The 24,102-nt window shown below is 72.5% G+C and carries 19 protein-coding genes; 10 read left to right on the top strand and 9 right to left on the bottom strand.

The features are described from left to right. Positions 1-24: 24 nt before the first annotated feature. The 5 genes from D7147_RS13320 to D7147_RS13300 all read right to left on the bottom strand — a co-directional run bounded on the left by D7147_RS13320 (position 25) and on the right by D7147_RS13300 (position 5,031). Positions 25-546, bottom strand: a complete 522-nt coding sequence (locus D7147_RS13320; protein ID WP_120677302.1) for a DinB family protein — start codon at positions 544-546, stop codon at positions 25-27. A 47-nt stretch (positions 547-593) separates the two neighbouring features. Beyond that, positions 594-1,088, bottom strand: a complete 495-nt coding sequence (locus D7147_RS13315; protein ID WP_120677300.1) for a universal stress protein — start codon at positions 1,086-1,088, stop codon at positions 594-596. Between the two features lie 10 nt (positions 1,089-1,098). Further along, complete coding sequence (locus D7147_RS13310) at positions 1,099-2,700, bottom strand: MDR family MFS transporter (protein ID WP_120677298.1); 1,602 nt, start codon at positions 2,698-2,700, stop codon at positions 1,099-1,101. A 156-nt stretch (positions 2,701-2,856) separates the two neighbouring features. Beyond that, positions 2,857-3,294 (bottom strand): MarR family winged helix-turn-helix transcriptional regulator, encoded by a 438-nt coding sequence (locus tag D7147_RS13305; RefSeq protein ID WP_120677296.1) that lies wholly within the window; start codon positions 3,292-3,294, stop codon positions 2,857-2,859. Positions 3,295-3,318: 24 nt separating this feature from the next. Then, a complete protein-coding gene (locus D7147_RS13300; protein ID WP_120677294.1) occupies positions 3,319-5,031 on the bottom strand; it encodes an alkaline phosphatase D family protein in 1,713 nt (570 codons plus the stop codon). Positions 5,032-5,182: 151 nt separating this feature from the next. Here D7147_RS13300 and ftsY point away from each other — a divergent pair, with 151 nt between their 5' ends. From ftsY to ffh, 8 genes are all read left to right on the top strand, one after another. Further along, on the top strand, positions 5,183-6,370 hold the full coding sequence (gene ftsY, locus D7147_RS13295; RefSeq protein ID WP_120677292.1) for a signal recognition particle-docking protein FtsY: 1,188 nt from the start codon (positions 5,183-5,185) through the stop codon (positions 6,368-6,370). A gap of 29 nt (positions 6,371-6,399) precedes the next feature. Then, complete coding sequence (locus tag D7147_RS13290; RefSeq protein WP_222864357.1) at positions 6,400-7,239, top strand: phosphotransferase; 840 nt, start codon at positions 6,400-6,402, stop codon at positions 7,237-7,239. Positions 7,240-7,512: 273 nt separating this feature from the next. After that, complete coding sequence (locus D7147_RS13285; protein WP_120677288.1) at positions 7,513-8,877, top strand: ammonium transporter; 1,365 nt, start codon at positions 7,513-7,515, stop codon at positions 8,875-8,877. A gap of 24 nt (positions 8,878-8,901) precedes the next feature. Next, positions 8,902-9,240, top strand: coding sequence for a P-II family nitrogen regulator (locus D7147_RS13280; RefSeq protein WP_187398694.1), 339 nt, complete (start codon positions 8,902-8,904; stop codon positions 9,238-9,240). 12 nt (positions 9,241-9,252) lie between these two features. After that, positions 9,253-11,556: a [protein-PII] uridylyltransferase gene (locus D7147_RS13275; RefSeq protein WP_120677284.1), complete on the top strand. Its 2,304-nt coding sequence runs from the start codon at positions 9,253-9,255 to the stop codon at positions 11,554-11,556. Positions 11,557-11,878: 322 nt separating this feature from the next. After that, positions 11,879-13,006, top strand: a complete 1,128-nt coding sequence (locus tag D7147_RS13270; RefSeq protein ID WP_233563119.1) for a sensor histidine kinase — start codon at positions 11,879-11,881, stop codon at positions 13,004-13,006. Continuing rightward, on the top strand, positions 13,003-13,659 hold the full coding sequence (locus D7147_RS13265) for a response regulator transcription factor (RefSeq protein ID WP_120677282.1): 657 nt from the start codon (positions 13,003-13,005) through the stop codon (positions 13,657-13,659). Before D7147_RS13270 ends, D7147_RS13265 begins: the two co-directional genes overlap by 4 nt. 154 nt (positions 13,660-13,813) lie before the next feature. After that, a complete protein-coding gene (gene ffh, locus D7147_RS13260) occupies positions 13,814-15,355 on the top strand; it encodes a signal recognition particle protein (RefSeq protein WP_120677280.1) in 1,542 nt (513 codons plus the stop codon). On the opposite strand, the gene D7147_RS13255 is transcribed toward ffh, so the two are convergent. The 4 genes from D7147_RS13255 to D7147_RS13240 form a co-directional block, all read right to left on the bottom strand. Further along, positions 15,321-16,574: a hypothetical protein gene (locus D7147_RS13255; protein WP_147437395.1), complete on the bottom strand. Its 1,254-nt coding sequence runs from the start codon at positions 16,572-16,574 to the stop codon at positions 15,321-15,323. The genes ffh and D7147_RS13255 overlap by 35 nt on opposite strands. A gap of 31 nt (positions 16,575-16,605) precedes the next feature. After that, positions 16,606-18,315 carry a hypothetical protein gene (locus D7147_RS13250; RefSeq protein ID WP_120677276.1) on the bottom strand — a complete coding sequence of 570 codons (1,710 nt, stop codon included), beginning with the start codon at positions 18,313-18,315 and terminating at the stop codon, positions 16,606-16,608. Continuing rightward, positions 18,312-20,420 carry a tetratricopeptide repeat protein gene (locus D7147_RS13245; RefSeq protein ID WP_120677274.1) on the bottom strand — a complete coding sequence of 703 codons (2,109 nt, stop codon included), beginning with the start codon at positions 20,418-20,420 and terminating at the stop codon, positions 18,312-18,314. Before D7147_RS13245 ends, D7147_RS13250 begins: the two co-directional genes overlap by 4 nt. A gap of 64 nt (positions 20,421-20,484) precedes the next feature. Continuing rightward, on the bottom strand, positions 20,485-20,811 hold the full coding sequence (locus D7147_RS13240; RefSeq protein ID WP_120677272.1) for a hypothetical protein: 327 nt from the start codon (positions 20,809-20,811) through the stop codon (positions 20,485-20,487). Between the two features lie 586 nt (positions 20,812-21,397). On the opposite strand from D7147_RS13240, the gene D7147_RS13235 reads away from it, so the two are divergent. After that, positions 21,398-22,477, top strand: coding sequence for an amidohydrolase family protein (locus D7147_RS13235; RefSeq protein ID WP_120677270.1), 1,080 nt, complete (start codon positions 21,398-21,400; stop codon positions 22,475-22,477). A 177-nt stretch (positions 22,478-22,654) separates the two neighbouring features. Beyond that, positions 22,655-24,061 carry a proline--tRNA ligase gene (gene proS / locus D7147_RS13230; protein ID WP_120677268.1) on the top strand — a complete coding sequence of 469 codons (1,407 nt, stop codon included), beginning with the start codon at positions 22,655-22,657 and terminating at the stop codon, positions 24,059-24,061. Positions 24,062-24,102: the final 41 nt, after the last annotated feature.

Genomic DNA, 24,102 nt, shown 5'->3' with positions numbered 1-24,102 from the left:
GCCGACGCTGCCCGTGGCGGTGGGTCAGTCGCCGGTGACGCCGTCGATCCGCTCGCGGATCAGGTCGGCGTGGCCGTTGTGCCGGGCGTACTCCTCGATCATGTGCAGGTAGATCCAGCGCAGGTTGAACGTGCGCTGCTTCGGACCCACCTCGGTGAAGGTCTCCTCGAGGGACCGGCCGACCGCGGCGGCCCGTGCCAGCTCGACCTCCCGCTCGAACGTGCCGAGGTCGGCCTCGGCATCGGCGTTGCTGACGTCGTGGTCGGCGTCCGGATGCTCCGGCGTGTAGTACGGGTAGTCGACCTGTTGGCCGGCGAAGTTCTCCCGGAACCACCAGGCCTCCACCTCGGCGAGGTGGCGGACCAGCCCCAGCAGGGTCAGCCCGGAGGGCTCGACGCTGGGTGTGCGCAGCTGCTCGGCGGTCAGTCCCGCGCACTTGAGCAGTAGCGTCTGGCGGTGGTAGTCGAGCCAGCTCTCGAGCATGGCGCGTTCGTCGCCGACGGTGATCTCGGGGGTCCGGACGACGTCCGGTGCTGTCCACGTCATGCCGGCATCCTTCCCGGCGCCTCGGTGGCCGGGCGAGCGGGTTTCGTTCAGGGCACCACGACGACGGGCCAGCGGCCGCTGCGGACCAGCCGGGTGGCGACCGAGCCGACCAGCCGGTGGCCGGCCTGCTCGGACGCGCCGACGACGACCATGTCGGCCCGGAACTCGTCGGCGGCGTCGCGCAGCTCGGTGTACGGGTCGCCGCGCCGGCACTCGAAGGTGATGGGCAGGCCGAATTCGTGCGCGGCGCGCTTGATGTCCTTGCGCAGCTCCGCGGTGAGCTCGTCCTGGGTGCGCTGCACGGCGGCGGCGTCCACGCCGGGCATCATGGCGACGAGGCCGTTCGGCGCGTTGACGAAGACCACCACGAGCGAGGCTCCCTGCCGGCGGGCGAGGCCGGCCGCGTACCAGCCGGCCCGCTCGGAGGTGCGGGTGCCGTCGACGCCGACCAGCACCACCCGGGGGCCGTCGGTGCCGCGTTCGAAGGGCCGGGGCTGGGCCTGCGGGCCGTACTGCTCACGGTCGGGGGCTCCGACGCTCATGACCTCTCCCTCACCTCTGCTCGTCGGTACGCGTGGCGGTGGCCACCGCCAGTTTCCTCTCCGTGTGAACGTTCGGCATCTCGTCGTTGTGCCGGCGCAGGGGCACCTCTTTGATGAAGCTCACGGCGATGAGCGCGAGCAGGGTGAACGGTGCGGCTGCGAGGAAGATGTCGCCTGCGCCGTGGCCGTACGCGTTCTCCACGATCGTCCGGATCGGGGCGGGCAGGGTGTGCAGGTCCGGCAGGGCGCCGCCGCCGGTGCCGGTGGCCGGGATGCCGAGCCGGGCGAATCCGTCGGCCAGGTAGCCGGTGACCTTGTGGGCGAGGACCGCGCCGAGCGCGGAGACCCCGACCGCGCCGCCGAGGCTGCGGAAGAACGCGACCACGCTGCTGGCCGCGCCGAGCTCGCGCGGGCTGACGGTGTTCTGCACCGCCAGTACCAGGTTCTGCATGGTCATGCCCAGCCCGATGCCGACCAGCGCCATGTAGCAGCTGAGCAGCGCGAAGTTCGTGTCCGCGCGGAGCGTGCCGAGCAGCGCGAATCCGGCGGTGAGCAGCGCCGAGCCGACGACCAGGAATCGCTTCCAGCGGCCGGTCCGGCTGATCACCCGGCCGGTGAGCGTGGAGGAGACCACCAGGCCGAGGATCATCGGCAGCGTCATGAGGCCGGCCATGGTCGGGCTCTCGCCGCGGCTGAGCTGGAAGTACTGGCCGAGGAAGACGGAGGCGCCGAACATGCCGATGCCGACCGCGATGCTGGCGACGGTGGCCAGGGTGATGGTCCGGGAACGGAACAGGTGGGGCGGGATCATCGGTTCGGCGGCCCGGGTCTCGATCCGGATCGCCAGCGCGCCGAGCAGCAGTGCGCCACCGACCATGGCCACGGTCGCCCAGGACGCCCAGGCGAACTGGTCACCGGCGAGGGAGACCCAGATCAGCAGCACCGAGACGGCTGCGGTGATCATCGTGGCGCCCCACCAGTCGATCTGTGCCTTGCGCTTCACGACGGGCAGGCGCAGCGTCTTCTGGAGTACGACGAGGGCGGCCATGGCGAACGGGACGCCGACGTAGAAGCACCAGCGCCAGCCGAGCCACGAGGTGTCGACGATCACGCCGCCGACCAGCGGGCCGCCGATGGTGCCGACGGCCATGACGGCGCCGAGGTAGCCGCTGTAGCGGCCCCGCTCGCGGGGCGCGATGATCGTCGCCATGATCACCTGGGCGAGGGCGGTGAGGCCACCGGCGCCCACGCCCTGCAACACGCGGCAGGCGATCAGTTCGCCGGTGCCCTGCGCGGCGCCGGCGAGCACCGAGCCGAGAACGTAGATCAGCAGGGCGAGCTGGACCAGCGCCTTCTTGCTGGTCAAATCGGCCAGTTTGCCCCAGATTGGGGTGGTTGCCGTGGTCGCGAGCAGCGCCGCCGTGATCACCCAGGTGTACGCGGACTGGCCGCCGCCCAGGTCGGTGATGATCCGCGGCAGCGCGTTCGAGACGACCGTCGAGGAGAGGATCGCGACGAACATGCCCAGCAGCAGGCCGGAGAGGGCCTGCAGGATCTGGCGGTGGGACATGTTCAGGGCGGTCGCCGGTGGAGACGCTGTCGCCTGGCTCATCTGTCCGGGCCTCCGGGGTCTTCGAGGGGATGCGGGGGGGCGACGCCCGGCGGATGGCGGCGGTGGCGTCCGCGCGGGGAGTTGCCTGAGGCAACTTCTGGTTGCCTGAAGCAACAACCAATCCGGGCGTATCCGATATTCCCGCTCCGGGGAAGGTCAGGACCAGGCGTTGTTGAACTTGTCGAGCAGGCGGGCGAACTCCGCCACGTCCTGCGCCGGCCAGCTGTCCAGCACCCGCCGGATGTGATCCATCCGCGCGGCCCGCGCCGCGTCGAAGCGCTGCTGACCCTCCTCGGTCAGGCTCAGCTGGGACGCGCGTCGGTCGGTCGGATCGGGCGTGCGGCGGACCAGACCGAGCGCCTCCAGGCCGCGGATCTGCCGGCTCAACGTGCCCTTGCCGATGCGGAGTCGACTCGCCAGGTCGGTGAGTCGGACCGAGTCGTACCTGCGCAGCCACAGCAGCAGCCCGTACGCGTTCGGTTCGAGGTTCTGGTGCACCTCGCGGGCGACTTCCCAGGAGACCGCCCGACCGCGCCGTAGTAGGGCGGTCAGCTCGTGCTCGACCGCCCGCAGCGTCTCCGCGTGCTCGTCCACGGCCTAGAGGGTACGGGGCCGAGGTCAGTTCGTGTCGGTGAGCCGCTGACGCATGACCTGTTGCAGGTGCCCGTCGCTCGTCGTGCCCTCGATGGTCACCTCGGCGTCGCGCCCCCGGTGCACGAGGGTGGCGATGGCGTTGCCGAAGTACGGCCCGGCCAGCTTGCGCCAGCGCACACCGGGGCTGCGTACGCCCGCCGAGCGGGCCAGGGCCCAGGTCGCCCCGGCCGGCCCGGGGGACCAGCCGAGCCGCATCAACGGGCGCATGAAGGCCGGCACCTGGTTGTGGATCGGGGAGCAGGTGAGCTGGTGCACCGGCGTGGTGATCGCCGGATCGTCGAAGCGGGCCCGCGCCACGTACGAATGGTGCACATCGCCGGAGAGCACGCTGATCGACGCGGGTGGGGCGTACGCGGGCCCGGCGCCCACCCGGTCACCGCTGTGCCCCGGGCTGCCGCTGCCGATCCGGGCGAACGTCGCGGCGAGGCCCTCGAACGAGCGGCGGAACGCCGCCCAGTGCTCCAGGTCGAGTCCGCGGCGCAGCTTCTCGGAGACCCCGGCCACCCAGGGGCGCCGGGAGTCGGCCAGCTTCTCGTTCCACGCCTCGACGTGGTGGATGCCCGGCGGCAGGAGCCAGGGCAGCGAGGCGCCGACGAGTAGGTGGTCGTAGACGCCGTGCGCCTGGTCGAGGAACCAGGACCACTCGCCCGGCGGCAGCATCGCCCGGTTGTTCCGGTCGAGCACCCGGCTGCACCTGTTGTCCAGCATCACCAGCCGGGTCCGGCCCAGGTCGAGCGCGTAGCTCCACTGGTACTGCACCGCACGCCAGCGCTCGGTGTCGTGGGCCAGGTCGGACTCCTTGTCGACCCGCTCGCCGAACTCGCGCAGCAGCCCGGTGGCGTCCTCGGCCGCGGTGATCTTGGCAAAGAGCGGGTCGGCCGCGATCTCCTCGGGGGCGAGGTTGCCGAGGTGCTGGTAGACCCAGTACGACGCGAGCCCACTGCCGATCCGCTCGGCCCACCACGGCTGCCGCCGGGCCTCGGCCCGCCAGGACGCCGAGGTGTTCCAGTCGTCGATGATCTCGTGATCGTCGAAGATCATGACGCTCGGCACGGTGGAGAGCAGCCAGCGGATCTCCGGGTCGCGCCAGGACTCCAGGTAGAGCTTGGTGTACTCGTCGAAGCTGACCACCTGGTCGGCGGGCGCCCCGCGCGGCCGCCGCCGACGCCGCTTGAGCAGTCGGCGCACCGTCGGTGAGGTTTCGTCCGCGTAGACCTGGTCGCCGAGGAGCACCAGCAGGTCGGGCAGGGCGGCGGGCTCGAAGTCGGCCATCAGGCGCCGGGCGTACGCGTCCAGCGCGTCCGGCGGCAGTTTCCGGGTGGTGGCGTGCTGGGTGGTCTCCCGGCAGGAGCCGAAGAGCAGCCGGACCGGCTGGTCCAGGTCGTCGGCGGCCCGGGTGCGGATCACGCTCGCCGGGAACCCGGAGTCGGGCACCGGCCACACCACCTCGTCGCCGATCAGCACCTCGTACGTGGTGGCGCTGTCGGGGTTCAGCCCCTCGACGACGACGAGCGCGTAGTGGTGGTCGAAGGCCGTGAAGGTGTGCGCGCTGCCGGTGGCCCCGTCGGCGGTCCGGACGGTGACCACGGCGGGTGCGGCTGTCTCGACCCAGATCGTGGCGCGGGTCCCGACCACCCGCCGCAGCAGCGGGCCGATGAGCAGGTGGGCGGCAGGCATGGCGGGAACCTCCGAGATGAGCGGACTTCATCTTTCCCTACCCGGCCAACGGTCGCACCACTGCTGGTTGTGACCGAGACTACCGGCGTCGCCGGGCGGGCCCGGGTGCGGTGGCTGGGACGCCGCCGCCGGCATCTGACAGGATTTCGGCATGACGGATTACCTCCTCATCGCACTCGCCCTGCTCGGTGTGCTGATCCTCGGCGCGCTCGGGCTGGTCGTGCCGCGCCTGCGCCGCCGCCCGGAGCCACCGCTACCGACGACGGAGATCGACACACGGGCGCAGGAGGATCTGGCCGGCCCGCCGGTCGAGGCCCCCGAGTCGGACCTCGCCACCGGCGTGCTCGTCGAGGCGCCGCCCGTCGTGGAGGCCCCGCCCGCGCTGGAGGTCCCGGAGCCGACCGCCGGCCGGCTGGTCCGGCTGCGCACCCGCCTGTCCCGCTCGCAGACCGTCTTCGGCAAGGGGCTGCTCGGCCTGCTCAGCCGCGACCACCTCGACGAGGACACCTGGGAGGAGATCGAGGACAACCTCATCACCGCCGACGTCGGCGTCGACGCCACCCGCGAGATCGTCGACCGACTGCGCGAGCGCACCCGGGTGCTGGGCACGCGTACCGGCGGTGAACTGCGTGCGCTGCTCGCCGCCGAGCTGGTCAACGCGCTCGACCCGTCCCTCGACCGCTCGCTGAAGACCGCCCGCAAGGACGGCGTACCGGCGGTGCTGATGGTGGTCGGCGTCAACGGCGCCGGCAAGACCACCACCTGCGGCAAGATCGCCCGGGTGCTGGTCGCCGACGGCCGCAGCGTGCTGCTCGGCGCGGCCGACACCTTCCGGGCCGCCGCCGCCGACCAGCTGGAGACGTGGGGCGGTCGAGTCGGCGCCGAGACGGTCCGCGGCCCGGAGGCCGCCGACCCGGCGAGCGTCGCCTTCGACGCGGTCCGGCGCGGCATCGACAGCGGCGTGGACACCGTACTGATCGACACCGCCGGTCGCCTGCAGAACAAGATCGGCCTCATGGACGAGCTCGGCAAGGTCAAGCGGGTGGTGGAGCGGCACGGCCCGATCGACGAGACGATCCTCATCCTGGACGCCACCACCGGCCAGAACGGCCTGGAGCAGGCGCGGGTCTTCACCGAGGTGGTCAACGTGACGGGCGTGGTGCTCACCAAGCTCGACGGCACCGCCAAGGGCGGCATCGTGATCGCCGTGCAGCGCAAGCTCGGCATTCCGGTGAAGCTGGTCGGCCTCGGCGAGGGGCCGGACGACCTGGCGCCGTTCGACCCGGCCCAGTTCGTCGACGCGCTTCTGGGTACCGAGCCCGCCGCACGGGACGCGTAGGCTCGGTGGGCACTGACGATCGCGGATACCTGGACTGGCGGGACCCGAGCCACTCCTCGCGACGCCTGGGGAGACCGTACGTGACGTCACAGGAGATCCCGCTGCACGGCGGGAACGTGAGCACCGTCGTCCGGGTCGGAGACACGGTGCGGCGCAACGCCGGGCCGTGGACCCCGTCGGTGCACGCCCTGCTGCGCCACCTGGAGTACGTCGGGTTCACCGGGGCGCCCCGCGCGCTCGGCATGGACGAGCGCAACCGGGAGGTCCTGTCGTACCTGGAGGGGGAGTGCGGGGAGTACCCGCTCGCCCGGCACTGGGTGACCGACGAGGCGCTGGTGACCGTCGCCACCATGCTGCGGATGTTCCACGACGCCCAGTACGGCTTCGTGCCCCCACCGAACGCGGTGTGGCGCTCGTTCGGGCCGCCACCGCCGGACACCGAGGTGATCTGCCACCACGACGCCGCGCCGCACAACGTCATCTGGCGGCCGGACGGCACGCTCGGTCTGATCGACTTCGACCTCGCCTCGCCCGGCGCCCGGATCTACGACGTGGCCTACGCGGCGTGGACCTGGGTGCCCATCTTCTCCGACCGGGACTCGATCACCCTCGGCTGGAAGCATCCGGACCGGCCGCGCCGGCTGCGCCTCTTCGCCGACGCGTACGGGCTGATCCCCCGCGACCGGCACCGGCTGATCCGCACCATCCGCAAGCGGATCGTCGACCACGTGGAGGGCATCCGCCGGATGGCCGCCGCCGGGGACCCGGCGTTCGTACGGATCGTGCACAAGGGGCACCTGCGCCGGCCGATGCGGGACCTGCGGCTGCTCGACTACGAGCGGGTCGTCCTGGAGGACGCGCTGCGCTGACCCGCGCCACGGCACCCCGGCCGGCCCGTCGGTGGGGTGCCGCGCGACCGCGCGTCGAGCCCCGGCAATCAGGTATCCGCCTGTGTTCCAGGTATCCGCCCGTGTTCCCGGGCGGACACCTGCCGTCACAGGCTCGAAACAACCCGTCACGGAACGGAAACCCGTCGGAGCCCCCGGGTGAAACAGCTGACGACGAGGCTTCCCGCAGCCGGCCCACGGGCGACGCTGCCCCGGAAGCCGCTAAGGAGGGAATTCCACCTATAGGAGGCCAGCGTGCCTGACGCACCGACGATCGACACCGGTAACACCGCGTGGTTGCTGATCTCCAGCGCGATCGTGCTGCTCATGACGCCGGGTCTGGCGCTGTTCTACGGCGGGCTGAACCGGTCCAAGGGCGTCCTGAACATGATGATGATGAGCTTCTCGTCGATGGGGCTCATCTCCATCCTCTGGTTGTTCTACGGCTTCACGGTCGCCTTCGGCGACGACCAGAACGGCATCTGGGGCGACCCGGGCCAGTACCTCGGCACCAAGACGTTCATGGCGGAGACCGACCTGTGGGGTGAGACCGGCATCCCGCTCTACGTCTTCATGGCCTTCCAGATGATGTTCGCGATCATCACGGTCGCGCTGATCAGCGGCGCCGTCTCGGACCGGGCGAAGTTCTCCGGCTGGCTGCTCTTCGCCTTCGGCTGGGCGACGCTCGTCTACTTCCCGGTCGCACACATGGTCTGGGGTGGCGGCTTCATCGGCGCGAAGCTCGGCGCGCTCGACTTCGCCGGAGGCACCGCCGTACACATCAACGCGGGCGCCGCGGCGCTCGCGCTCGCGCTGGTGCTCGGCAAACGGGTGGGCTGGCCCCGCGACGCCATGAAGCCGCACAACGTGCCGATGGTCGCGCTCGGCGCCGGTCTGCTCTGGTTCGGCTGGTTCGGCTTCAACGCCGGTTCGGAGCTGACCGCCGACTCGACCACCGCCATCGCCTTCCTCAACACCCAGGTGGCCACCGGCGCGGCAGTGCTCGGCTGGATCGTCGTCGAGTGGCTGCGCAACGGCAAGCCGACCCTGGTCGGGGCCTCCTCCGGCGCGATCGCCGGTCTGGTCGCCATCACGCCGGCCTGCGCCTTCGTCGCTCCCTGGGCCGCCGTCCTGCTGGGCCTCGTGGCCGGTGCGGTCTGCGCGCTCGCGATCGGCCTGAAGTACCGGCTCGGCTACGACGACTCGCTCGACGTGGTCGGCGTGCACTTCGTCGGCGGTTGGATCGGCTGTCTCTGGATCGGGTTCTTCGGCACCAGCTCGGTCAGCTCCCTCGTCTCCCGCGAGGGGCTCTTCTACGGCGGAGGGCTCACCCAACTCGGTGTCCAGGCGCTGAGCGCGCTGATCGTCACCGTGATCTCCTTCGTGATCGCCTACGCCCTGGCCTTCCTGATCGAGAAGACCGTCGGGTTCCGGCTGGCCGCCGAGGCCGAGGCCGACGGAATCGACATCGCGGAACACGCGGAGAGCGCGTACGACCTCTCCCCGGCCGGCGGCAGCGGCGGGGCGTTCGCGATGGCCGGCATCGGGGCGCCCACGGCGGGCGGCGGCAAGCCGGCCGGCGAGACCGCCGCGCCGGTCGGCGAGAAGGTCGCCGGTTAACGTTCTCGGATGGAGGGGTTGGACATGAAGCTGGTGACCGCGGTCATCAAGCCCTACCAACTGGACGCGGTGAAGGAGGCCCTGCACGCCCTCGGCGTGGCCGGGCTGACCGTCAGCGAGGTCCAGGGGTACGGGCGCCAGAAGGGGCACACCGAGGTCTACCGGGGTGCCGAGTACACGGTCGAGTTCCTGCCGAAGATCCGTGTCGAGGTGCTCACCGACGAGATCGACGTCGACAAGATCGTAGACGCGATCGTCGGCGCCGCGCGCACCGGCAAGATCGGTGACGGGAAGGTCTGGGTGACCTCTGTCGACGAGGTCGTCCGGGTGCGTACCGGCGAGCGCGGCCTCGACGCCGTGTAGAGGACGGACGCGATGACCTCGTCGACCGGGCGTGGCGCGCCGGCAGCCCCCGCTGCCGCCGTCGGTCGCCCGGGCGGCGAGGTCGTCGTCGTACCCGGCGTCGGCGAGCAGGCCCGGCGGCGTCGGGCCGACGGGTACGACCGGTTCCTCACCGCCCTCTCGCCACTGCGCCCCGGGGTCGCGTTGATCGCCGTCGGCGGGCTCGGCCGCCGCCAGTGCGCCCCACACGGCGACCTCGACCTGGTGCTGGTGCACGCCGGCGTGCCCGGCATCGAGGAGCTGGCCGCTTCGATCTGGTACCCGGTCTGGGACGCCGGTCTCCGGCTCGACCACTCGGTGCGTACCGTCGCCGAGGCGCTCGCGGTGGCCCGCGACGACCTCAAGGTGGCGCTCGGCCTGCTCGACGCCCGCCTGGTCGCCGGGGACGCGGCGCTCGCCGAGTCCCTCGTCCACGCCGCCGCGGAGCAGTGGCGGCGTACCGCCGTACGTCGACTGCCCGGTCTCCGCGAGATCACCACCGCCCGGTGGCAGGCGCACGGCGAACTCGCCTTCCTCCTGGAGGGCGACGTGAAGGAGGCCGCCGGAGGGCTGCGCGACCTCGCCGTCCTGCGCGCCATCGCGACCGCCGGGGTCACCGACGCGCTGCGCCCCGCCGTACGGGCCGCGCACCTGCGGCTGCTGGACGTCCGCGACGCGCTGCACGAGCAGACCGGCCGCCGGGTGGACCGGCTGGTCGCCCAGGAACGCGACGGCGTCGCCGACCGGCTCGGGCTGCGGCACCCCCGGCTCGGCGGACACCACGGTGACGTCCTGCTGCGCCGGGTCGCCGGGGACGCCCGGACCGTCAGCCACGCCCTCGACGACGCGTTCCGCGCCGCCGAGCGGCTGCGCGCCGGCCGGCCGGGGAGCGGCGTCGCCCGCCCGGTACGCCGCCCGGTGGCCCGGGACGTCGTCGAGCACGACGGGGAGCTGGTGCTGGCCCGTACCGCCATCGACGCCCGCCCTGATCCCAGCCTGGCGCTGCGGGTGGCCGCCGCGTCGGCCACCACCGGGCTGCCGATCGCGCGGGCCACCTGCGAGTGGCTGGCCGCGTACTGCCCGCCGCTGCCCGCCCCCTGGCCGGCGGAGGCCCGGACCGCCCTGATCACCCTGCTCGGCGCCGGTCCCGGCCTGGTGCCCGCCTGGGAGACCTGCGACCGGTACGGGCTGGTCGACCGCTGGTTGCCGGAGTGGACCCGGATGCGCAGCCTGCCCCAGCACAATCCGGTGCACCGGTTCACCCTCGACCGGCACCTGGTGCAGACCGCCTGCGAGGCGAGCCGGTACACCCGTGACGTGGAGCGCCCCGACCTGCTGCTGCTCGCCGCGCTGCTGCACGACGTCGGCAAGGGGGTCGTCAGTGCGGGCGCCGAGGACCACAGCACGGCGGGCGTCCCGATCGCCGAGGCGGTGGCGGCCCGGATCGGACTGGGCAAGCCGGAGGTGGCGTTGATCGGCGCGCTGGTCCGGCTGCACCTGCTGCTGCCCGACGTGGCGACCCGGCGGGATCTCGCCGATCCGGTCACCATCTCCGCGGTGGCGGCCGCCGTCGGTGACCCCGCGACCCTCGACCTGCTGCACGCGCTGGTCCGGGCGGACGCCGCCGCCACCGGACCCGCCGCCTGGTCGCGGTGGAAGGGCCGGCTCGTCGCCGAGCTGGTCGCCCGGGTCAGGACCGTGCTCGACACCGGTGCTTTGCCCGCGCCGCCCGCGCCCGACCCGGCGTTGCTGGCCGAACCGCTGCCCGTGATCCAGGTCGGCGGTGACCGGGTGGCCGTCGCCGCGGCGGACCGGCGCGGCCTGCTCGCCACGGTGGCCGGCTGCCTCGCCCTGCACCGGCTCGACGTGGTCGCGGCGGACGCCACGGCGGTCGACGGGCGGGCCCTGGTCGAGTGCCGGGTGCAGCCGCGGTACGGGCTGGCGCCCGATCCGGTCGCGGTCGGCGCCGACCTGCGCCGGGCGGTCGCCGGCGACGTGTCGGTCCTCCGGCGGCTGGCTGGCCGGGCTCTCGCCGGACGGGCGTCGGGCGCCGCCGCCCGGGTGGTCTGGCACCGGGAGGCCGCCACCGACGCGGTACTGCTGGAGCTGCGCGCCGCCGACGCCGCCGGGCTCCTCTACCGGGTGACCCGGGCGCTCGACGACGCGGGCGCTCAGGTCCGGGCCGCCCGCATCGCCACCCTCGGCGGGTCCGTGGTCGACGTCTTCTACCTGGTCGGGGAGGGGCCCGACGAGGCGACCCGGGCGCGGCTGGAGGTCGCCGTGCTGGGTGCGGTCTGAGGCGGCGACCGCCTCGTCGGCGCGGTGCGCCACAGGCCGCAACCGACCTCACCTCCGCCGGCCGCTACGTCGTGGCGCGTAGTCGAAGAGCCGCCCACCGGCCGACGCGCGCGAATCCGACGCGCGGAACCCTTTACGGCATGGTCGGCGCCGCCGGTCCGGGCGCTCCGGGGTGCAGAATCTGCTCAACCGCCCGCCGCGGCCGGGCCGGTCGGCGCAGCAGGAGCCACCCCGGTTCGCACGCCGGAGCGCCGGACGTCTCGGAGATCGGCCGGGCATCGATTGACGGGTGGGCACGATGGGGCTGGACGGGAGGAGCGGCGTGGAGCGCAGACGTTCCGGGTGGCGGGAGACCGCCGCCGACGTACCGCTCGCCCTCGCGCTGCTCGCCGTGGGGCTGGTCGGCACCGGGCCGGCCACCGCCGAGCAGGGCGTGACGGCCGACGGCGCGGCGTACGCGCCGGTGGTGGTTGCCGCGCTGGCGCTGGCCGTCCGACGCCGATGGCCGTTCGGCACGCTGGCGGTGACCGTGCTGGCGGCCACGGCGTACCTGGTGCTCGGCTACCCGTACGGGCCGATCCTGCTGTCGCTGCTCGTCGCGGTCTACACCGTCGCTGCGCACCGTGCGCTGCGGCCGGCGGCGATCGGCGCCGCGGTCGCGCTCGCGTTGTTGACCGTGCACGTCTTCGTCGGTCCCAGCTCGCCGGGGTTGCTGGGGTTGATGCCCGCCGCGGCGTGGGTGGTGGTGCCGTTCGCGGTGGGGAGCACGGTGCGGCTCAGCCGGGAGGCCGCCGCCCGCGGCCGGGCGGAGGAGGCCCGCCGGCTGGCCGACGGGGAACGGCTGCGGGTGGCCCAGGAGGTGCACGACGTGGTGGGGCACGGCCTGGCCGCGATCCACATGCAGGCCGAGATCGCGCTGCACCTGCTGGAGAAGCGGCCCGAGCAGGCGCACACCGCGCTCGCCGCGATCAGCGGCACCAGCAAGGAGGCGCTCGACGAGCTGCGGGTCACGCTCGCGGTGGTCCGCCGGGGCGGCGACGCGGCCGAGCGCGCACCGGCGCCGGGGCTGGGTCAGGTGCCGGCGCTGCGGGAGCGGCTGGCCGGCGCCGGGCTGCCGGTCACCGTGCGGACCGAGGGGGAGCCGTCGGCGCTGCCGGTCGCGCTGGACCTGGCCGCTTACCGGGTGGTCCAGGAGTCGTTAACCAATGTGCTGCGGCACGCCGGCCCGGCGACCGCCGCGGTGCGGATCCGGTACGCCCCGACGGAGGTCGAGGTGGAGGTGACCGACACGGGTCGCGGCGTCGCCGAGGCCGGGCGCGTTCCGGCCGGCTCCGGGCTGGCCGGCATGCGGGAACGGGTCACCGCGCTGGGCGGGTCGTTCGCGGCCGGCCCCGCCGCCGACGGCGGTTTCCGGGTGCACGCGAGGCTGCCGCTGGAGGAGCGCTCATGATCAAGGTGTTGATCGCCGACGACCAGGACCTGGTGCGGCTCGGGCTGCGGGCCCTGGTGGAGAGCGAGGAGGGCCTGGCTCTCGTGGGAGAGGCCGCGGACGGGCTGGCCGCCGTGGAGGTCGCCCGGCGGGAGTGCCCCGACGTGGTCCTGATGGACGTCCGGATGCCCGGGGTGGACGGCATCGAGACGACCCGCCGGATCGTGGCCGACCGGGAGCTGGCCGGTACCCGGGTGATCGTGCTGACCACCTTCGAGCTGGACGAGTACGTCTTCGACGCGTTGCGCCACGGGGCGAGCGGGTTCCTCACCAAGGACACCCGGCCAGCCGAGCTGCTCCGGGCGATCCGGCTGGTGGCCGAGGGGGAGGCCCTGCTCTCGCCCTCGGTGACCCGGCGGGTGGTGCGGGAGTTCGCCACCCGCCCCGCCCGGGCGCCCCGCCCGCACCCTCGGCTCGGCGCGCTGACCGACCGGGAGCGCGAGGTGGTGGGGCTGGTCGGTGAGGGGCTGAGCAACGAGGAGATCGCCGGGCGGTTGGTGGTCAGCCCGGCCACGGCGCGTACCCACGTCAGTCGGGCGATGGTCAAGCTCGCCGCCCGCGACCGGGCTCAGCTGGTCGTCTTCGCGTACCAGTCCGGCCTGGTGCGTTCGTGACCGGCTCACCGCGACGAGGCCGGGGCGGTGGCCGATCGCGGGGCTGGGCCGGTGGGAAGCACCGGGAAGGCGGGACGGTTACCCTTGCGGTGGCCGGCCACGTGCGCGCCGGCCGGCTTGTACCCGCCGAAACACTGACAAACGGGATGTTCGCGTGTTTGACACCTTGAGTGACCGCCTCTCCGGGATCTTCACCAAGCTCCGCGGCAAGGGTCGGCTCACCGACGCCGACATCGACGCCACCGCGCGCGAGATCCGCCTCGCGCTGCTGGAGGCGGATGTCGCGCTGCCGGTCGTCAAGGGTTTCATCGCCAACGTCAAGGAGCGGGCGCGCGGCGCGGAGGTCTCGCAGGCGCTGAACCCGGCCCAGCAGATCATCAAGATCGTCAACGACGAGCTGGTCAACGTCCTCGGCGGCGAAGGCCGGCGGCTCCAGTTCGCCAAGCAGCCGCCGACCGTGATCATGCTGGCCGGTCTCCAGGGTTCCGGTAAGACCACCCTCGCCGGCAAGCTGGCCCGCTGGCTCAAGGCCCAGGGGCACCAGCCCCTGCTCGTCGCCGCCGACCTGCAGCGTCCCAACGCCGTCGGGCAGCTCCAGGTGCTCGGTGGCCGTGCCGGCGTCGAGGTGTACGCCCCGGAGCCCGGCAACGGCGTCGGCAACCCGGTCCAGGTGGCTCGGGACTCGATCGAGCACGCCCGACGGGCGGCCCGCGACATCGTCATCGTCGACACCGCCGGTCGGCTCGGTATCGACGCCGAGATGATGCAGCAGGCCGCCGACATCCGCGACGCGGTCGACCCCGACGAGGTCATCTTCGTCATCGACGCGATGGTCGGTCAGGACGCGGTGCGTACCGCCGAGGCGTTCCGCGACGGGGTGGGCATCACCGGCGTCGTCCTGTCGAAGCTCGACGGTGACGCCCGCGGTGGTGCGGCCCTCTCCGTCCGGGAGGTCACCGGGCAGCCGATCCTCTTCGCCTCCACCGGTGAGAAGCTCGAGGACTTCGACGTCTTCTACCCCGACCGAATGGCCAGCCGGATCCTCGGCATGGGCGACGTTCTCACTCTGATCGAGCAGGCCGAGGCGGCCTTCGACACCGATCAGAAGGAGAAGATGACCGCCAAGCTGATGGGCGGGGAGCAGTTCACCCTGGAGGACTTCCTCGATCAGCTCATCGCGGTCCGTCGGATGGGCCCGATCGCCAACGTGCTGGCCATGATGCCCGGCATGGGGCAGATGAAGGACCAGCTCGCCGACCTGGACGACAAGCACTTCGACCGGGTCACCGCGATCATCCGGTCGATGACCCCGTCCGAGCGCACCAACCCGAAGATCATCAACGGCTCCCGCCGGGCGCGTATCGCCAACGGCTCCGGGGTCACCGTGATGGACGTCAACCAGCTGCTCAACCGCTTCGCCGACGCGCAGAAGATGATGAAGCAGATGGGCGGCATGATGGGCCTGCCCGGCGGGCGGCGCAAGGCGACCAAGTCGCCGAAGAACAAGCGCAAGGGCACGAAGGGCGGCGGTCGTCCCCGCACCGGCGCCGGGCTGCCCGGCGGCTTCCCGGGCGGAATGCCGCAGCTGCCGGCCGGGATGGACCCGAACGATCTCGCGAACCAGGGGCTGCCGCCCGGCTTCAAGCTGCCGAAGATCGACTTCAACAAGTTCGGCAAGGGGGAGAAGCGCGGCTGATCGACGTCTCCGGCGCGTCCGGCCGTGACGGCTCCCGGCGTGCGGACGCGCCGGGACAGCGGTCGAAGTAGTACGGCAGCCACTGCCGGCAGAACGCGGCGAACGGGGTGGCGGCCGGGCAGACCCGCCGGCTGAAGCCGGAGAGCGAGGCGACGTCCCGCCGCTCGGTCTCCCCGAAGAGCCCGATCGTGACGGCGAAGACGCCCCGCCGGGCGGCCGCCTGGACGCCGGCGGCGAGCACTTCGGCATCCAGGGCATCCTCGTCGGCGTTCCTGCCGATCAACTCGCCCGCCACCGCCGGCAGGACGTTGTTGCAGAGCACGGTGATCAGCTTCGGGTTGGGTGCCAGGTCGATGACCGGGGACGCGTACCCGGCCCGGTTCACGAAGGCCTCCGTGAAGGGCAGCAGCACCCGGGTCGTACCCCAGTCGGCGACGAGCCGCACCGCCGTCGCCGAGGACTCGGCGACCAGGCGGAGGTGCGTGGCGAGCAATGCGTACCGCAGGCGCGGGTGCCGGGCCAACCGCTGGGCCAGGTGCACCTCCTCGTCCGTGAAGCACAGCCGAGCCAGCAGATACAGACGGGCCAACTCCCCCACCTCGACCCGGGTGAGCCGCGCGTCGACCGGCCCGTCGTGCGCCCCCGCGCGGCCGGCCGCGGGACCCTTCCCGAGGTGACCGGCGCGGAGGTCGTCGTGGAACGCGGCGAGGACGCTCTCCACGGTGGGGGTCGCGGCCTCCGGTGCCGGACGGGCACGTTCGACGAGTTCCGGCCAGGCCGTGGCGAGCAGGCGCATCGCGTCCCGGCACGCTTCGGAGGGTGAGCTGCCCTTCTTCGCAGCCAGCAGGTCGATGCTGCGGAGCAGGAGATCGGCGGGGGAACCCGGACCGGTCGTGGTGCGGGCCCGCTCCAGCGTCGCCCGGGTGCTCCGCTCGGCCGCCACGGTGAAGTAGTCGTCCAGGTCGTCGTGGTCGGCCGCTCCGAAATGGACCGCCACGGGCTTCGCCCGCACGACCCGCCGCCAGTACTGCTCCCGCAGCGCGACCGGATCCGCGGCGATCGCGTCGAGGCCGTCCGGATCCGGGTCCGGGTCGCCCGGCGGCAGACCGCTTCGCACCAGCGACCGTACGAAGTGGTCGTTCTCCACGACCACCTGTGCCGGGGCGCTGCGCAGCCACACCTCGGACGCCAACTTGGCCGTCTGCATCTCCTCGTTCACGCACCGCAGGTACGACTCGAGCCCCCGCCGATCAGGGCGCATCGGACTCGCGCTCCGGGACGTCCGGGGCCACCAGGCCCAGATACAGCGTGAACAAGCGTGCCGCGAGGTCCCGGCCCTGCGCGCCGAGCACGAGCAGGTCGGTGGCGAGGGCCGCGCTGAGCGCACCGAACGCGCTCGCCGTGACGAGGGAGTCCTCGTCCTCGGTGCGCTCCGCGGTACGCGCGAGATCCACGACGAAGCGGTGCAGCGAGCGGACGACCCGGTGCCCGTCGGTCGGCCCCCAGACCGGGTCGACGTACCCGGAGGGCTCGGCGCTCCCCATGGCCCGGTCCAGGGTCCGCAGACCGTGGAGCAGCTCCTCGACGCTCCGGTCGAACGGCAGGCGGACGGGTGCGGGCGCACCCCGCCCGATCCGGTCGGCCCGCAGCCGCGTCACGAAGTGACGGATCCGCTCCGGTGCCAACTCCCGGATCACGATGCGGGCGCGCTTACGGTCCTCCTCGCTCAGGTCCGCGTAGAGCGGCATGCTGAGCGGGCCCTGCAGGTCGTACTGCACGCGCAGCACCAGTCGTTCCACGGCCGGCGCGTCACCGTCGCGGGAGCTGGCGAGGGTGGCCTCGCGAAGCCGGTTGAGCGAGACCCCCTCGCTCAGGCGCGCGTACCAGCCGTGCAGGCCGTCACCTTCGAGGAGGTGCCGGTCCGGATCGACCACGAGGTCGGGCCGGCTGACCGAGAGCCGCAACGCGTCGACGATCTCCGTCGCTTCGCTGCGCAGAGCCGCCAGGAAGCCGGGGCCGACCACCCCGGAGAGCAACGACCTGTCGAGGTCCGTACCGATCAGGTCCCCGACCCCGAGCCGGTCCGCGCCGTCGTCGGTGCGGTGGAAGGACGCCATGATCGCGCTTCGCGGGGCTCCGGTGGAGGTCCGGTAGCGGTGATGGACCAGTCGGCTCGCAGCGAAGATGGTGTGACACGGAAACGGCAGGTCCTTGAGGTGGACGACCCGGGGCAGTCGGTCGTCGTAGAAGCGCGCCTGGGCGGCGAGCGCCTCGTCGACCCGGGTGCGGGTCGGGAAGATGCAGCTGTCCTCGTCGCTCCACGCCTCACCCCGCGGCCCCACCTGACACTGCCGGAAGAGCCGGTTCGTGCGCGGAAGATAGCTGAGCCCCTGCCCGGCGGGGCCGCGCTCCGTTCCCGACATCCACGTGACGATCACCTTGAACTCGTCCATGAACGGGTTGTTGTCGATGTGCAGCGTGTTGTCCCGGGCGACGACGTCGAGCGGCTGGGTGTCCTTGGCGCGCAGGTCGACGATCTTCACGGGCCCGCCGAGGATGTGGGCGATGAGCGCGACCAGGAGCGGATGGGCGAAGGCCTCCCGGAAGTGTGGATCGCCGACCAGCAGGCTGGACTGAGCCGCGTTCAGGTAGCTGTGCAGCGAACCGCGGCTGCCCTCGGCACGCATCGCCGAGTCGTACGCCGTTCGCGCCCGCACGAACCGTGGTGCCGGCACCAGCCCGGTGAAGCTCAGCGCGCCCTCGCCGGCGAGGTTCGCGCTCATCGAGACGAACGCGTCCGCCAGGAGGTCTCCCGCCTCCTGCTCCCGGCACGCCTGCCTGACCAGCTCCTCGACCTCGCGGCGGAAGCCGGCGCTCTCCCGCGGCCGGCGTAGCTGCCGGTACGCCATCGGGCTGGCCAGTTCCTCGGCCGGGACGAGGGGTGCGTAGCGCGGACTCATGGCGTCACCGTCCCGATCACAACCGTCGACTGGGTCAGGTCGGGGTAGCGTTCGAGGCCCGCCAGGGCGCGTCGAACCTCGTCGCCCGCACCCTCGTCGCCCAGCTCGCCGTAGGCGCTCTCGAGCTGCTGCAGGATCGTCCGCACCGACCGGGCGTTACCGAGGGACTCCTCCACCCGCCAGGCGCGCTCGAGCCAGGTGCACCCCTCCTCGAGGTCGCCGGAGCGCAGACCCACCTCGCCGAGCAGGCGCAGCGCCAGCGCCCGGCCGTAGGCGTTGCCCCGGTCCTCGCAGATCGAGAGGCTGCGCAGCCCGAGCGCCTGCGCCCAGGCGTGATGCCCCAACTCGTTCAGCGCGCGGGCGGCGTCGTACAGCGCACGCGCCTCGCGTACCGGATTGTCGGTCCGGCGGGACTCGCGGGCCGCGCGTACGCCCCACCGGAGCGCCTCACCGTGCTGACCCGAGCGGAGCGCGAGCTCCGCCATCGCGTGCTGGGCGGAGGCCACCCCGGTCTCGTCGCCCTGCGCGGCGTCCAGCGCCATCGAGGCCTGCAACTCCTCCTTCGCCTCCGCGAGCCGCCCGGTGTCGGCGAGGGCCCGGCCGAGCGCGCGCCGCGACAGAGCCTCCATCGCCGCGTCGCCCGCGACCGCCGCGGCGACGGCCGCTTCCTGGACGGAGAGCGTCCTCGTCACGTCCTGCCGCCAGTAGAGGAACGTGTTCACCGACCGCGCGAACCGGGTGACGAACGGGAACTCCCCGGCCGACTCGGCCTCCTCGATCAGGTGGTTGATCGCGGGGGTGAGCGACTCGAACCAGGCCAGCGCCTCGGCCACGGTGAAGCGTGCCGTGGCGGCGATGCCCACCGTCTCCTCGTCGAGTCGCAGCGGGTGCCGGTGAGGGTCGACGGCGGAGTCGGCGGCGTAGCTGAGCGCCAGGTAGACCGTGCGGACTCGCCGGCCGACCTCGGCCTGCTCCTCGTCGCTCATCACCCGCGAACGCGTCTCGGCGAGGTAGGCCTTGATGATGTCGTGCATGCGGTAGTGGCCCACGGTGACCTCGTCGACGAGGGAGGCCATGCAGAGGGCCTGAAGCATGCGGTCACAGTCGCGCGTGGGCACGTCGAGGATCAGGGCCAGCACCGACAGCGAACATTCGTTGCTCGGCAGCATCGACGCGATGTAGAGGACCCGCTTCGTCGACGCGTCGAGGTCCTCCACCGACCACGAGATCACCCGACCGACCTCGATGCCCAGCCCGGCTCCGTCGAGGAAACGGAGCGGACTGCGCTCCGATTCGATTCCGCGTACGGCGTCCCGGACCGTCCAGCTGGTGTGGATGGCGAGCTTCGCGGAGACGATGGCGAGCGCCAGCGGATGGCCCTCCAGGAGCTCGACGATGCGCCTCGCGCTGCTGTCGCCCTTCGTGACGCGGATGAAGCCGACCCGTTCCGCGAGCAGCTCGACCCCCTCGTCGGTGGTGAGCAGGGGAAGCTTGAGCACCTTCGCCTCGTGCCGGACACTCATCTCCGGAATGGCGCGACGGCTGGTGACCACCAGGCCGGAGCCGAAGCCCGGAACGAGGTCCCGCACCTGGTCGTAGGAGCCCACGTTGTCGACGACGACCAGGCAACGCCTGCCGGCGGTGGCAGCCCGGAACACCCCGCCCCACTCGTCCTCGTTGTCGGGCAGGTCGGCCCGCTTGATCCCGAGCGTGGCCAGGAAGGTGCGGACCGCGTCCCGGGCCTCGATCCGTGGCGTCCCCGAGTAGGCGCGCATGTCGACGAAGAACTGGCCGTCCGGGTAGTTGTCGATGCGCGAACTCGCCCACGCGAGCGCGAGCGTCGTCTTCCCCGACCCGGCCAGGCCCCAGAGCATGCAGGAGCGGGATCCGGTGCCCTCCATGGCCTCGTCCATCGCCTGCAGCAGATGGTGCCTGCCGACGATTCTTCCGATGCCGCCCGGGAGCATGTGCGGCCGATTGGCCGACCAGACCGTCGAATGCGGTTGCTGAACGTAGATCGCGCCGGAGCTGCCCACCTGGAGGACCTGGTTCGCCGCGACTCCTCTGGCAACGTTCTGCGGCGAGTTCTCGGCGACGGGGTCCATGCCTCTGTCCTCCCGGTGCAGCGTCCTTTCGCGACGATCGACGGCGCTCGCTCCGCGCGCCCGACTACATGGTGACGTCTCCGACGTTCTGGGCCTGGATCAGTTTTCCGACGTTGCTGGAGTTCACCGTGTTGGTCGCTGCGGCCGGGGCGGCTACGTGCCGCAGCGCCCGCAGGAACTCCGGATCCTCGGCCGCGTACCGGGTGAGGACCGCGCCGAGCCGTGCGGTCTCCTCCTCCGAGGGGGTTCCCTGTGCGGTCCGGTCGAGGGCGCGCACGACCTCCTCCGGCTCGTCCTTCCTGGTGAAGCGCTGTCGAATCGCCTCGACGAGGGCGGCCCCCGAACCCTCCGCGATCTTGACTAGTGCCGCGGCAACGATGGCCTCGATCATTTCGCGCCTCCTGAACGGTCGACGTGGATGGCGATCGGCGCGGTATCGGTGTCCGGGCCGCCGGTCCCGGCGCGGATATCGGGGAAACGCCGAGGGGAAGCCTGAACGCGGGTCGCGTTCCGGTGCCGGGCATCCGATTCTTCTGCGGTCACTGGTGGCCGTTGGGCCAGTCGTGCGGGAAGGGCGGGAAGGGGTGGATGGTGCGCGGAGGCAACATTACCGAGTGGCGCGACCCGAAGAAAGCCTCGCGTTGTCGAGCTGCGCTGGCCCGGACGTTGATCCGCGCCGCCGCCAGGGAAGGCTTCCCGGAACAGTCGGGAATGCGCGTGACGTGACTCAATGGCGGCCGCGACGGGAACCCGCGATTAGGGCCGTCCTTGTCGGATATTCGACAGGCGGCCACTTGTTTCGGATCGCGATTGGCGAAGGACCATTCCGGCCGGACTCCGGCCGTATCGGGTCCACCATGATCGTCGGGCGCTTCCCGCGTCGTCGTCCGCGCGCTCCCCGGGTTCGAAGTTCCGCGGGTGAGTACGAACGCGGACCCGACGGCCGAGGCCCAGGACGATCCGGTAGGACTGTGCACATGGCTCTGCATGTGCGCGGTGTGCTGCTTCCGGACGACGAGGTCCGCGACCTGTGGCTGGTGGGTGACCGGGTCACCTTCGAGCCGGTGCCCGGCGCCGAGACGGTAGCCGACGGGGGCTTCGTGCTGCCCGGGCTGACCGACGCGCACTGCCACATCGGCATCGCCCGCGGCGGGGCTCCGATCACCTCCATCGACCAGGCCCGCGAGCTGGCCCGGATCGACCGGGACGCCGGGGTGCTCGCCATCCGCGACGCCGGCTCCCCGTACCCGTACCCCGAACTCGACGACGCGGAGGACCTGCCGCGCCTCGCCCGCGCCGGCCGGCACGTCGCCCCGCCCAAGCGCTACCTGCGGGACATCGGGGTGGAGGTCGGCGCCGGCGAGGTGGCCGCCACCGTGGCCGAGCAGGCCGGGGCCGGCAACGGCTGGGTGAAGCTGGTCGGGGACTGGATCGACCGGGGAGTGGGTGACCTCGCGCAGGCGTGGGACGCGGAGACCATGACCGCCGCGGTCGAGGCGGCGCACGCCGCCGGAGCGCGCGCGGCGGTGCACACCTTCTCCGAGTCGGCCGTGGAGATCATGGTGCGCGCCGGGGTGGACTCGGTCGAGCACGGCACCGGCCTGAGCGTGGAGCTGGTCGACCTCATGGCGCGGCAGGGGACCGCGCTGGTCCCCACGATGATCAACATTCGCACCTTCGGTGGCATCGCCGACCAGGCGCGCGGCAAGTTCCCCGGGTACGCCGACCACATGCTGGCCCTGCGCGACCGCTTCCCGACCGTGGTCCGGTCCGCGTACGAGGCGGGCGTGCCGATCTACGTGGGCACCGACGCCGGTGGCGGCATCGACCACGGGCTGGCCGCCGAGGAGATGCTGCTCCTGCACGAGCAGGCCGGGATGGCCGCCGTGGACGTGCTCGCGGCGGCCTCCTGGCGCGCCCGGGAGTGGCTCGGTTTCCCTGGCCTGGTCGAGGGCGGCCTCGCCGACCTGGTCGTCTACCCCGAGGATCCACGCGCCGACCTGCGCGTCGTCCGCACCCCCACCCGCATCGTGCTACGCGGCCGAGTGATCCGCTGACCCCCTGCCCTCTGCCCCCACCCCGGTGATCAAGAGGTTCGCGTCGGAATCCGTCGTGGTCCTGACGCGAAGCTCTTGATCAACGAGCTGGGCGGGCTGAGGGCGGGGTGGCGCGAGTCGGCGGGGTGGGCGGGGCGTGCCCGATGCCGGAGGTGGGGGCGCATAGGATGTGCGGTCATGGCACGCGTGCTCACTCCCCGTGCGGAGGACTTTCCCCGCTGGTACCAGGACCTGATCGCCAAGGCGAAGCTGGCCGACAACGGCCCGGTCCGAGGGACCATGGTGATCCGACCGGCCGGCTACGCCATCTGGGAGCGGATGCAGGCCGAGATGGACACGCGGATCAAGGCGGCCGGCGCGGAGAACGCGTACTTCCCGCTCTTCATCCCGGAGAACTACCTCAAGCGCGAGGCCGAGCACGTCGAGGGCTTCTCGCCGGAGCTGGCGGTGGTCACCCACGGCGGCGGCAAGCAGCTCGCCGAGCCGGTGGTGGTGCGCCCCACCAGCGAGACGGTGATCGGCGAGTTCATGGCCAAGTGGGTCGACTCGTACCGCGACCTGCCGCTGCTGCTCAACCAGTGGGCGAACGTGGTCCGCTGGGAGCTGCGCCCCCGGATCTTCCTGCGCACCAGCGAGTTCCTCTGGCAGGAGGGGCACACCGCGCACGCCACGCGGGAGGACGCGCGCGCGTACGCCCGGCGGATCCTGCACGAGGCGTACGAGGACCTGATGGTCAACGTGCTGGGCATCCCGGTGCTCGTCGGGCTCAAGACCTCCCGGGAGCGGTTCGCCGGGGCGATCGCCACCTACACCTGCGAAGGCATGACCGGCGACGGCAAGGCGCTGCAGCTGGGCACCAGCCACGAGCTGGGCCAGAACTTCGCCAAGGCCTTCGACATCACCTACTCCTCGGCCGAGGGCGGCCGGGAGCACGCCTGGACGACCTCCTGGGGCACCTCCACCCGGATGCTCGGCGGTCTGATCATGTGCCACGGCGACGACAACGGCCTGCGGGTGCCGCCGAGGCTGGCGCCGGTGCAGGCGTACGTCATGGTGGTCAAGGAGGGCGAGGGGGTCGGCGAGGCCGCCACCAAGCTGCGCGACGCGCTGCGCGACGCCGGCGTGCGGGTGGCGCTGGACGACCGCACCGACACCCCGTTCGGTCGCCGGGCCGTCGACGCCGAGCTGCGCGGCTACCCGGTACGCGTCGAGGTCGGCCCGCGTGACCTCGCCGCGGGCAACGCCGTGGTGGTCCGCCGTGTCGACGGCACGAAGGCGCAGACGCCGGTCGCCGACGTGGTCGGCGCGGTGCTGGCCGCGCTCGACAGCGACCAGCAGGCGCTGCACGACGAGGCGCTGGCCTTCCGGGAGTCGCACACCACCGCGGTGAACACCCTCGCCGAGGCGATCGAGGCGGCCGCCACCGGCTGGGCCCGGGTGCCGTGGTCCGCGGTCGGCGCCGAGGGCGAGGCCGAGGCGAACGGCCAGGGCGTCACCGTGCGCTGCCTGCTGCGCGCCGACGGCTCGGTTCCCGACACCGAGGACGAGCCCGACCTGGTCGCGATCCTCGCCCGCTCCTACTGAGCCGAAAGGGCCCCTTCCCGACGCCTCCGGCGGCGGGCGGG

It is taken from the genome of Micromonospora musae, from assembly GCF_003626545.1.
GTDB lineage: Bacteria > Actinomycetota > Actinomycetes > Mycobacteriales > Micromonosporaceae > Micromonospora > Micromonospora musae.
Note: the sequence above shows the minus strand (reverse complement) of the source record. Positions and strands in the feature narration are given on the sequence as shown.

Coding starts and splice junctions, on each gene's coding strand:
- D7147_RS13235 (WP_120677270.1), top strand. CDS start 21,398: ATGGCTCTGCATGTGCGCGGTGTGCTGCTTCCGGACGACGAGGTCCGC.
- D7147_RS13315 (WP_120677300.1), bottom strand. CDS start 1,088: ATGAGCGTCGGAGCCCCCGACCGTGAGCAGTACGGCCCGCAGGCCCAG.
- ftsY (WP_120677292.1), top strand. CDS start 5,183: ATGACGGATTACCTCCTCATCGCACTCGCCCTGCTCGGTGTGCTGATC.
- D7147_RS13320 (WP_120677302.1), bottom strand. CDS start 546: ATGACGTGGACAGCACCGGACGTCGTCCGGACCCCCGAGATCACCGTC.
- D7147_RS13240 (WP_120677272.1), bottom strand. CDS start 20,811: ATGATCGAGGCCATCGTTGCCGCGGCACTAGTCAAGATCGCGGAGGGT.
- D7147_RS13300 (WP_120677294.1), bottom strand. CDS start 5,031: ATGCCTGCCGCCCACCTGCTCATCGGCCCGCTGCTGCGGCGGGTGGTC.
- D7147_RS13245 (WP_120677274.1), bottom strand. CDS start 20,420: ATGGACCCCGTCGCCGAGAACTCGCCGCAGAACGTTGCCAGAGGAGTC.
- D7147_RS13265 (WP_120677282.1), top strand. CDS start 13,003: ATGATCAAGGTGTTGATCGCCGACGACCAGGACCTGGTGCGGCTCGGG.
- D7147_RS13310 (WP_120677298.1), bottom strand. CDS start 2,700: ATGAGCCAGGCGACAGCGTCTCCACCGGCGACCGCCCTGAACATGTCC.
- D7147_RS13280 (WP_187398694.1), top strand. CDS start 8,902: ATGAAGCTGGTGACCGCGGTCATCAAGCCCTACCAACTGGACGCGGTG.
- D7147_RS13250 (WP_120677276.1), bottom strand. CDS start 18,315: ATGAGTCCGCGCTACGCACCCCTCGTCCCGGCCGAGGAACTGGCCAGC.
- proS (WP_120677268.1), top strand. CDS start 22,655: ATGGCACGCGTGCTCACTCCCCGTGCGGAGGACTTTCCCCGCTGGTAC.
- D7147_RS13275 (WP_120677284.1), top strand. CDS start 9,253: ATGACCTCGTCGACCGGGCGTGGCGCGCCGGCAGCCCCCGCTGCCGCC.